Genomic DNA, 10,385 nt, shown 5'->3' on the forward strand with positions numbered 1-10,385 from the left:
ACGCAGGGTAGCCAAGTGCGGAGCGGATAACCGCTGAAAGCATCTAAGTGGGAAGCCCACCTCAAGATGAGTGCTCTCACTACTTTAAGTAGGTAAGGTCACGGGAAGACTACCCGTTAATAGGTGTTCGGTGGAAATGCAGTAATGTATGCAGCCTAGACACACTAACAGACCGAGGACTTGACCTCATCACTTCACTTCTTACTTCTGACTATGCAGCCTTCTTTGTTTCTAGACATTGTCTTTAAAAAGTAAAAAAATAAAGAAAGCTTGTTTCTATTCATTTCATTTAGAGCCAAGCTTTCTTTTTTGCATTACCGAATAATTAAGATTTAAAGCCTCACCTTTCAAGAAAAAATTTTCTTTTGAGTCAATCCTCTCCTTGAAAAGAAGAGGTAATTATTCATTATTTGTTACCGACAAACAGCACGATTGTTAGCATTTAGAACGATTGTTCCTTCTACTCCATTAATAATAACTGGGTTGCCTGTGCTAACTCTCAACAATCGTGGTTTTTTATTCAGACATTCTGTAACCTCTTCTCCCCAAGCTTCTATAGAAGCAGTATACTCTGCTCTGTAACGCAACAGTTCATCTAAAGTAATGCCAGTGGGTATAGGAGGTAGGTTGTTAACAAAAGCATCAGTTATTGGAGCATCTGTACTGATACTGTCATCAACATCAATTTCAGTAATAATTGGAAAATCAAATTTTCTGGGTAAAGTTCTGTAAGGAATAGACAAATCTGGTAATGGATGATACTCTTCCTTACCAGATTTGTAATCGAAATCAGATGGTATTGCCAAAGCTGGTAGAGGTAAATTTGCAACTACTAAAGCACAAACACTTCCTAATAATGTAGAAAATTTTTTCATTTTTTTTCCTAGTTCTAGATCTATTTAATCAGATATCAACTAACAAGTTAGTTTGGCAAATCTTTAAAGTTTCTAAAGTTTCTGCCCTTGATGTTTTCGATCACCTAAATAAATTAACTTCTTTAAATCAAGAGAAGTCAAAAGTAACTGGCGAACATTAAACAAGGCAAAATTATCAGACTCTACAAAATACTGTAAAATTCAACAGCATATCTTAATAAAGTAAGATATCTGTTATCGCAGAAGGCAGAATAAAAAATCTAGCTTTGTGTGAGTTTTCAGCTTTTGAGATGTTTTCACCTTTCCTTCGACTGCTATAATTATTCAGCTTTGTACTACTACATGAATTAAATTAATGTAAGCACTGAAGTTAATATTTTACTGATGATGAGTCACTTCAGACTCACACAACATAATATACTTTAATCCTTGTATTTTGATAATATTCTGATAAACACAAGAAAAATGTATAGTATCTATCAGTTGATATCAAAGAATTTTTACTTAATAAGTTGTTATTTTTGAAGCATATAAAATTAAAAAAATACAAAAATGGAATTGTCCACAAGTATGATAATTCCCGTAGCACCTGCGGGATATAAATCTGGATTTGTTGGTATAATAGGACGGCCTAATGTTGGCAAATCTACTCTAATGAATCAACTGGTAGGGCAAAAAATTGCTATTACTTCCCCAGTTGCTCAAACTACTCGTAATCGTCTGCGTGGTATTTTGACTACAGAAGCAGCGCAGATGATTTTTGTTGATACTCCTGGTATTCATAAACCTCATCACCAATTGGGCAAGGTATTAGTTCAAAATGCTAAAATAGCAATCCAATCTGTGGATGTAGTGTTGCTGGTAGTGGATGGGTCAGTAATAGCTGGTGGGGGCGATCGATATATTATAGATTTACTCAACAAAACAGATACTCCTGTGATTTTAGGTTTGAATAAATTAGACTTACAACCTCAAGATGATCGGGAAATAGAAGCTAGTTATCATCAATCTATCGCTCCTCACCCCTGGCAAATAGTGAAATTTTCTGCTCTTACAGGAGAAGGAGTAGAAGGACTACAAGATTTGTTGATTAAACATCTTGAAGCTGGACCTTATTATTATCCTCCTGACTTAGTAACAGACCAACCAGAACGTTTTATTATGGGGGAATTGATCCGAGAGCAAATCTTACTGTTGACTCGCGAAGAAGTACCCCACTCAGTAGCGATCGCTATTGATAGAGTAGAAGAGGAAAAAACTATTACTCGTATTCTTGCTACTATTCATGTTGAACGCTCATCTCAGAAAGGAATTATTATAGGTAAAGGCGGGAGTATGTTAAAGACTATTGGTAGTGCAGCACGTCAACAAATTCAAAAGTTAATTGCTGGTAAGGTGTATTTGGAATTATTTGTCAAGGTTCAATCTAAATGGCGACAGTCTCGGATTCAATTAGAAGAGTTGGGGTATCAAGTTGAGGAATAAAAGAAATTATATCATGTCCGGTTGAACAGTTTAAATAAATGGCTTAAGGAGTCAGGAGTCAGGAGGGAGAAAAGAAGAAGAAAGAGAAGGTTTTTTTATCACTAATTATCAAGATATGATATTGCACTCTCAAATAAAAGTATATTAGTTTATATTCTAAAGATATAAAGAATTGGCATTGCTCAATTAGACTATGAATTTGTTAAGGTCAAATAAAATAAATAATATCAGGCGATCGCTCTCACCTGAATTATTACCAAAATTTAAATCGGAAAATATCCGTAAAAATGGTAAGAATAGGCATTAATTAATGATGGATTTCATTATTTATATCTATATTTATTGCCGAATAATTAAGGTTTAAAGCCTTTCCTTTAAAGGAGAAACAAGCGGTCGAGGGATGGATGGGTTTCCTAACCATATCCAATGGACCAAGAGAGAAAAAATTTTCCTTTGAGTCAATCCTCTTCTTTTCAAGGAGAGGTAATTGTTAATTATTAATTATTAATTGTTGAAATTGCTTCTGACTGCAAACTAAGCATATAATTTTGGCATTGCTAAGGGGCGGGATGAATATAAGTGGGGTAGGTATCCTGCCTGCGGTGAAAATATAAGGAACGGGCAAGATGACCATTCCACAAAACTATTAAAACCTACATTCTGCATTTATGCAACGCCTATAATTTTTTAGATCGGATGCAACTTCACCTGACATTAAATAGCAACCAATTAAATTAGGAAAAGCCATAGCTAAAAGCATCATATCCGTAAAATATAAAGCAGCACCAACACTAACATTAGCACCAATTATTACACCCAAAATATAGATTATTTTAGGAATAATAGTTGTCTGACTGCCAAACAAATAGTTCCAAGAAATTATTCCTTGATAAGCAGTACCAATCATAGTTGAAAAAGCAAATAAGAAAACAGCAAAAGCCAATACATAAGGGAACCAACTAAACACTGAAGCAAAAGCATCAGCAGTCATTTTTACTCCATCAATTCCTTCCCGAGAATCTTGATAAACTCCTGTAATTACAATTACTAAAGCTGTCATATTACAGATAATAACTGTATCAATAAATGGTTCTAATAAAGCCACTATTCCTTCTCGAATTGGTTCATTAGTTTTAGCCGAAGCATGGGGAATAGATGCAGTACCCAATCCTGCTTCATTAGAATAAGCGGATCGTCTTAACCCTATAGAAAATGTTGTGACAAAACCACCAGCAACAACTGCTGAAGGAGAAAAAGCTTCAGTGAAAATTTTACCAAAAGCTGGCAGAATTTCTGTAAAATTAATACCTAAAATCCACAGACAAGCAACAATATAAATAACTGCCATTGTTGGTACTAAACTACCAGCAACTGTACCAATACGTTTCATTCCACCCAGAATGACGATCGCTACTAATATTGCCACGATCGCACCATAAACCCAATTTGATAACCCAGGTATAACATTAGAAACGGCGATGTAAGACTGATTAGTTTGGAAAATGCTAGCACCAACTAGGGTAGATAGTCCGCAGAAGAATGCAAATAAAGTGGCCATTCCTTGCCCCATTGCACGCAATCCCATATTAGCCAGACCTTTGGATAAATAATACATTGGGCCTCCAGCTATAGAACCATCTGAGTAGATTTTTCGGTATTTCAGACCGAGAGTACATTCTGTAAATTTGCCGGTCATACCAAATAACCCACCAATAGTCATCCAAAATACTGCACCAGGCCCGCCTAATTGGATAGCGATCGCTACACCTGCCACATTCCCTATACCCACTGTGCCAGAAATAGCTGTGGCAAGAGCTTGGAAGTGAGTAACTTCTCCTTCATCTTCTGGGGAATCATATTTTCCTCTCACGATATCAATAGCGTGTTTAAAACCTCGAATATTAATAAACCCCATACGAAATGTTAGTAAAATTTCTCCTAAAATTAGCCACAATACAATTAGTGGAAAACCAGCAATATCAAAAAAGATAATTTTTTCTAGGATGACTACTAACTTTTGAAAAATCCCATCAACAGCACTAAAAATATTAGTATTTTCGATCTTTGTGACAGCTAAGGCAGTAAAATTTACTGTAGTAATAAATATTATGGACAACAGCATACTTTTGACTAATTTTTGAGGAAAATTTTGTATTTAATTATCTCTAATGAGCAAAATAATAATAGATATCATTAGATATCATTAATATATACTCATGGGTTTATTATTTTTAAACCTACAGTCAAGAACATTGATTAAAAATATACTTTTAACAAATTATTACACAATTTTCAATGAATGCTAGTTTAAACTAAATCTTATAGTTAAGGTTATACAGAGATTTGTAAATTACCTTTACAGATTTTAAGTTAGAAAAGGAACTCTATTTTTATACTAGGTTCATTATTAACTATTACTTGTACTTACAAAAGAAATTTATTCGTTAAAAAATCATGACTACAGAAAATACACAATCAAAAATTCAAAATAGTAAAATAGCAATTCTCCTACACAATGGCATCCAGGGTACATCAGGCAAAACTGGCTTGTCACTACTACGTTATAGTCAAGCAGAAATTGTTGCCGTCATCGATCGTCAATGTGCGGGAAAATCATTACCCGAACTTACTAAAATTCCCCGCGATATACCAATAGTTGCTTCTGTTGCCGAAGCGATCGCTTTTGACCCAGAAGTATTAGTCATTGGTATTGCTCCTTCCGGCGGTGCTTTACCTGATGAATGGTTTGGAGAAATCAAACAAGCAGTTACTTCTGGGTTATCAGTAGTCAACGGTTTGCATAGCTTTCTGGCAAATCATCCAGAAATTCAACCACTATTGCGACCTACGCAATGGATATGGGATGTGCGTCAGGAACCTCAAGGATTAACTATTGCCAGCGGGAAAGCTAGAACACTTTCTTGTCGCCGAGTCTTAACAGTGGGTACTGATATGGCTATCGGTAAAATGTCTACCAGTTTAGAACTCAATGCCACAGCTCAACGCCGAGGTTTAAACTCTAAATTTCTCGCCACAGGACAAGCAGGTTTAATGATTGCTGGCAATGGTATTGCCTTAGATGCAGTGCGAGTTGACTTTGCTGCTGGAGCAGTGGAACAAATGATTATGCAGTTTGGTAAGACCCACGACTTACTGATTATTGAAGGCCAAGGTTCTCTATTGCATCCAGGTTCTACTGCTACCCTCCCACTATTGCGCGGTACTCAACCCACGGATTTAATCTTGGTGCATCGTGCTAATCAAACTCATATTCGCAATCATCCCAGTGTTTTGATTCCACCGTTACCTAAAGTAATTGAGTTCTATGAGATGGTAGTCGCTGCTGGTGGCGCTATGGAAGCAGTGCGAGTTATTGGTATTGCTATGAATACTTTTCATTTAGATGAAGTGACGGCTAAAGAAGCGATCGCTCAAATGGAAATAGAGACTGGTTTGCCTTGCACTGACCCTGTGCGTTTTGGTGCGGATCTATTATTGGATGCAGTTATAGTAGGCAACAGGCAACAGTTCATTAATTGATAATGGATAATTAATAATTACCTCGGGTTTTAACCGTGACGGAATTGAATATAAGGAAATATTATTTCTTCTCTTGGTCGATTGGATATGGCTCCGAGACCTCGCCATCCCACCCTTCGGGAAGCTCCGAAGATAGACCGCTTTTTTCCCCTTCAAGGGGAAGGCGCGAATTATTTAATTAGGGTTTGCTGAAAAAGTCTTTTAGTAGGGGTAGGAGACAGGAGACAGGAGACAAGAGACAGGAGGAACGGGGAATTATAGAGGAGGTAGTCGGAAAAATTGTAAGAGTGATTTTTCTGCCATAATCGTCCCAAAATACTAGCTTTTTGGGCTTTTTGAGCTGAAAAGCTGGCACTTTTTTAGACCAAAAAACGCTAAAACCAATATCAGTCAATGCTTTAATATTTAATCAGCAAGTCCTAATTATTAATTATTAATTATTAATTATTCGGTAACAGGCAACAGTGGGAAAAACATTGCCTAGTGCTGCTACGTGGAAGTTAAAAGTCAAAAGAGGGTAAATGATCATTCTTCCCCTACACATGGCGTTTTAAAGGTTAATTTGCGTAAGTGCTGGTTATATTATACCAATTTTAAAAAAGAATGCTAGAAAAAAAAAGGCTGAGAATTATGTCTAAAAAGAACTTATCCAATCCTATAAGCTACTTATTTCCATTGTTTCTCCTTTTTTCATAATTTGTTTATTACTTCTTCCTTCTTCCTTCTTCCTTCTTCCTTTTCTTTACCACTTCCCCATACCTCCCCAAGCTGCCCCAGAGAAACAGCCAGCAATTGCACCCAAACCAGCCCCAAAAATCGTTGAAAGTATAATAGTAAAATCTTCATCAACTCGCATAATTCTAACTAAATCTATCGACCCAAATTGCGGTAAAATACCACCCAAAATTACCCCAATAATTACTCCTAAAAAACACCCCCAAATTCCACCTAAAAAAGCACCTCTAATCCCTGATAATTTATTTGATAAAGGTAAAGTTGGCGCTCCTAAAATTGGTCCTAAAACAGCACCACCGATAATACCACCCATTGCACCTACACCTATTGCAGGAATCATACTACTTATGAATATTGATACTAACTCCAGCCAAGAATTACTATTCTCTTTCATACTTTCCTGAAACACAAAAACACCAGCTAAAATTGCCCCAATAACTGTTCCTAAAAAAGCACCCCAAATAGCACCTAAAAATAAACCACGTCTTCCCCAAACTCGTCCAGGCACAGGCAATGTTAAAGGTGGTTTAAAAGCACTCCAAAAACTACCCCAAATAGTACCTAGAAATCCTCCAAATAAAACTGCTTGCCCAAATAACTCCAGACGATTACTAATTCCATATATACTACCACTAATAGCAACTGCAATAAACCCTCCCCAAAATGCTCCAGTTAAACCTAAACTGCTACCAGACGATCCCAAAGGAATAATATATTGCCAAGCTAATGCGAAAAACCCCCCCCACAACATTCCCACGATCGTACCACCAAAAACTGCAAGGCTACCTTTTATTGTTCCTAATATTAAACCTGCTACTGCTGCTGCACACAATACTCCCCAAAGGCTACCCCACATAGCATCTTTAGCAATACCAGCAATACCATTTCCACCACCTGGTAAAGGAATTATTGGTAATGATGGCGGTTTAGTTTTAGTCAGAATAGGTGTTAATAAAGGTTGATATTGACCCATTTTTCTGTTAATAATAATTGGTTTTGGCGGTGCTGGTTTTCGGGGAGTAGTAGTAGTTTTTTGCGGCCTCAACGACAATAATTTTCGTTGTTTCGGTTGAACTGGTTGCAGATGTTTCTGATTTCGCACTGCTTCCCTTGATGGGAAAGGGTCGCGCCCTTTTAATTTTTTGGTACGATCGCACCACGGACAAGATTTTAAATGATTACCATATAAATGTTGATGATTTTTTTGACAAATTATCAAATTATCTTCTGCTTCTCGTAGTGCCTGCAACCAAATTTTAGTGTCTGGGCGCTCCGTAGGATGTTTGTGCCCTTTTTCAAAACAATCAATAAATAATTGTTGTATGCTGGGATGCAAAATCTTAAAATCTGGCGCAAGTGGGGTTGGGCGATATGGAACTCGCTTTTTACTGTAGGGAAAATGACCTGCTTGAATTCGAGCTTCAAGACTTGGTGGTTCACCTCTACCTTGATAAACTCCAGCAAACGGGTGAGTTCCCTCCATCAACACCTGAAATATTAACACCGCCACCCCAAATAAATCATGTTCTGGTAGGCGATCGACTTCCCGGAAACTTTGACCTTGTAATTCTGGGGGAGTAAATTCTGGTTTTCCCACTGGGCAACGATAAACTTCTAGAGTGTAGGGGTCGCGCACTTGAAATGAGTCTGTATCAACTAGGGTTACTAAAGCAGTATCTGTCACTAGCATATTTGACTCATTGATATCGCCGACTGCATATCCACTTTTGTGTAGAGCATTAACTGCTGCGACTAAATTACGAGCTGTGCGGTGAAGATAACGATAGTTGAAGAGGGGTTTTTGTTCCCTACGGTTTCTAGGATTATAGAATATGTGTATCGGTTCTGCTCTAAAAACACGAGGCATGAGAAAACCGATGATTTGCTGTTTACTGTTGAGGGTGTGTAGTAGGTCTACAGGCCATGCGATCGCTGAATGTCCGGCTGCTATTGGGGTGTCTGGTGGATGAGAGAACATCACTGTTAGTTTATCAGCATCTTCATCTGTGGGTTTGTGGTAAATTTTGGCCACTAAGGATGAGTCTTGTAGCACAGGATAGATACGACCTTCCCCACCCCCACCAATCAAGTTTTGGGTGTCTAATGTGACGATTTGTCCACTAAACTGACGTTGCAACTGCATGGGTGAGGGTAAATTTCCTAAGAGTGTTTTTTCGTCTACAGTATAGCTTGAAATTTTCAATTAGGGAATAGGGAACAGGAAACAGGGAAAAGGGGAATAAAAAACTGATAATATAAGACTTTTAGCTATTGGACAGTTCTTGTAATTTGTACATAAGCCAGCGCACATTGCTATATATGAAGTAGGACTTACGCAAATTCACCTTGAAAACGCCATCTGTAGGGGCAAATGGCATTCACCCTCACTGAATTTAGTGTCCGTGCGTAAGTCCTGTGAAGTACAAATATTAATGCTTAATCTTCTGTAGTCTGGGTATCTTGCCCGCTAGTAGTGTAGCTGATTGAGATGAAGTATGGCAGAATGCGACAACGGGAGCAAGATGCTCCCACTGCCTAACTATTGAATTTTGACAGACGGTCTCATAGTCTTAACTTTCCTCACCTACAACTAAATACCACAATGCATCAATACCACTGCCAACATATTCTGAATCTTGATGTTGTTCAATCCATTGAATTACAGCAGGGAGGATGTTGTTGGATTTTTGGCCGAGTTTGCCTAGAGCTTTGGCTGTCGTCGAACGCAAATTAGAACTCTCATCCTGAAGCCGAATTAGTAAGGCATTGACTACAGTTTCAGAACTGTTACCTAATTTTCCCAAAGCATAGGCTGCACCTTCACGCACTAAAGAATCCTCTTCTAGACTGCTACCTAGATTACCCAAAGTATAGGTTGCACCCTCTCGCGCGAAAGAATGCTCATCCTGAAGCAGAGCTAGTAAGCCTTTGATTACAATTTCTGAGCTGTTGCCCAAATTGCCCAAAGTATAGGCTGCTCTCCCAGACACACCAAGAGATTGCTCTTGAAGCAAAAGTAATAGTGCCTTGACTACAGTTTCAGAACTGTTACCTAATTTTCCCAGAGTATTGGCTGCAAAAATACGCACATCAGAATCTTCATCTTGAAGCAGAGGTAATAGTGCTTTGACTACAGCCTCAGAACTATTGCCTAAATTACCCAAAGCGTAGGCTGCATTTTTACGCACAAAAGAATGATTATCTTCAAGTAGAAGTAGTAGTGTTTTGACTACAGTTTTTAAATTGCTGCCTGAATTACCTAAAGCATTAGCTGCGTGCCCACACACAATAGAATTCTCATCCTGAAGCAGAGTAAGTAGGGCACTAACTACAATTTCTGGGTTATTTCTCAAATAAGTCAAAGTATAAGCTGCTTTCTTACGCACCTCAGAATCATCATCCTGAAGCAAAAGTAGTAGTGCTTTGACTACAATCTTTGAATTGTTGACCAAATTTCCCAAAGCATTGGCTGCACTTGAAGACACATCAATATTATCATCTTGAAGCATAATAAGTAGGGCATTAACTACAGTTTCTGAGTTGTTTTTCAAATCGCCCAAAGTTGTGCTTACCTTCCAATGGACATCAGAGTCTTCATCTTTTAGCTGTGATAGCAATATTGTAATTACCTCATCCTTTTCCCCTAATTCTGCTCGATATTTCAGCAACTGCCACTTATCAATCAAATCTGCCCGCTTTTTCAACATCTCCAGAGCTTGCGCCTCAAAATCTGTTTCATATAAACGACAA

6 protein-coding genes and 1 rRNA gene are annotated in these 10,385 nt (G+C 37.9%); 3 read left to right on the top strand and 4 right to left on the bottom strand.

Features of this window, described 5'->3' with window-relative positions; translation table 11 throughout:
• Nucleotides 1–188, top strand: a 23S ribosomal RNA gene (locus tag F6K18_RS35210); the annotation flags it as partial.
• Between the two features lie 225 nt (nt 189–413).
• Here the strand turns inward: F6K18_RS35210 and F6K18_RS35215 are convergent.
• Nucleotides 414–875 (bottom strand): hypothetical protein, encoded by a 462-nt coding sequence (locus F6K18_RS35215; RefSeq protein ID WP_287527894.1) that lies wholly within the window; start codon nt 873–875, stop codon nt 414–416.
• A 552-nt stretch (nt 876–1,427) separates the two neighbouring features.
• On the opposite strand from F6K18_RS35215, the gene era reads away from it, so the two are divergent.
• Nucleotides 1,428–2,360, top strand: coding sequence for a GTPase Era (gene era / locus F6K18_RS35220; RefSeq protein WP_287527896.1), 933 nt, complete (start codon nt 1,428–1,430; stop codon nt 2,358–2,360).
• A 646-nt stretch (nt 2,361–3,006) separates the two neighbouring features.
• Here era and F6K18_RS35225 read toward each other — a convergent pair.
• On the bottom strand, nt 3,007–4,482 hold the full coding sequence (locus F6K18_RS35225; RefSeq protein ID WP_287527898.1) for an alanine/glycine:cation symporter family protein: 1,476 nt from the start codon (nt 4,480–4,482) through the stop codon (nt 3,007–3,009).
• 332 nt (nt 4,483–4,814) lie between these two features.
• Here F6K18_RS35225 and F6K18_RS35230 point away from each other — a divergent pair, with 332 nt between their 5' ends.
• Entirely contained in the window at nt 4,815–5,900 is a 1,086-nt protein-coding gene (locus tag F6K18_RS35230; RefSeq protein WP_287527901.1) for a DUF1611 domain-containing protein, read from the top strand.
• A 742-nt stretch (nt 5,901–6,642) separates the two neighbouring features.
• On the opposite strand, the gene F6K18_RS35235 is transcribed toward F6K18_RS35230, so the two are convergent.
• On the bottom strand, nt 6,643–8,838 hold the full coding sequence (locus F6K18_RS35235; RefSeq protein WP_353735271.1) for a DNA-binding protein: 2,196 nt from the start codon (nt 8,836–8,838) through the stop codon (nt 6,643–6,645).
• Nucleotides 8,839–9,205: 367 nt separating this feature from the next.
• On the bottom strand, nt 9,206–10,385 hold a 1,180-nt coding region (locus tag F6K18_RS35240; protein WP_287527902.1), incomplete at its 5' end, for a HEAT repeat domain-containing protein.

The sequence above is a fragment of the Okeania sp. SIO2C2 genome, from assembly GCF_010692625.1.
In the GTDB taxonomy this organism is placed as follows: domain Bacteria; phylum Cyanobacteriota; class Cyanobacteriia; order Cyanobacteriales; family Microcoleaceae; genus Okeania; species Okeania hirsuta.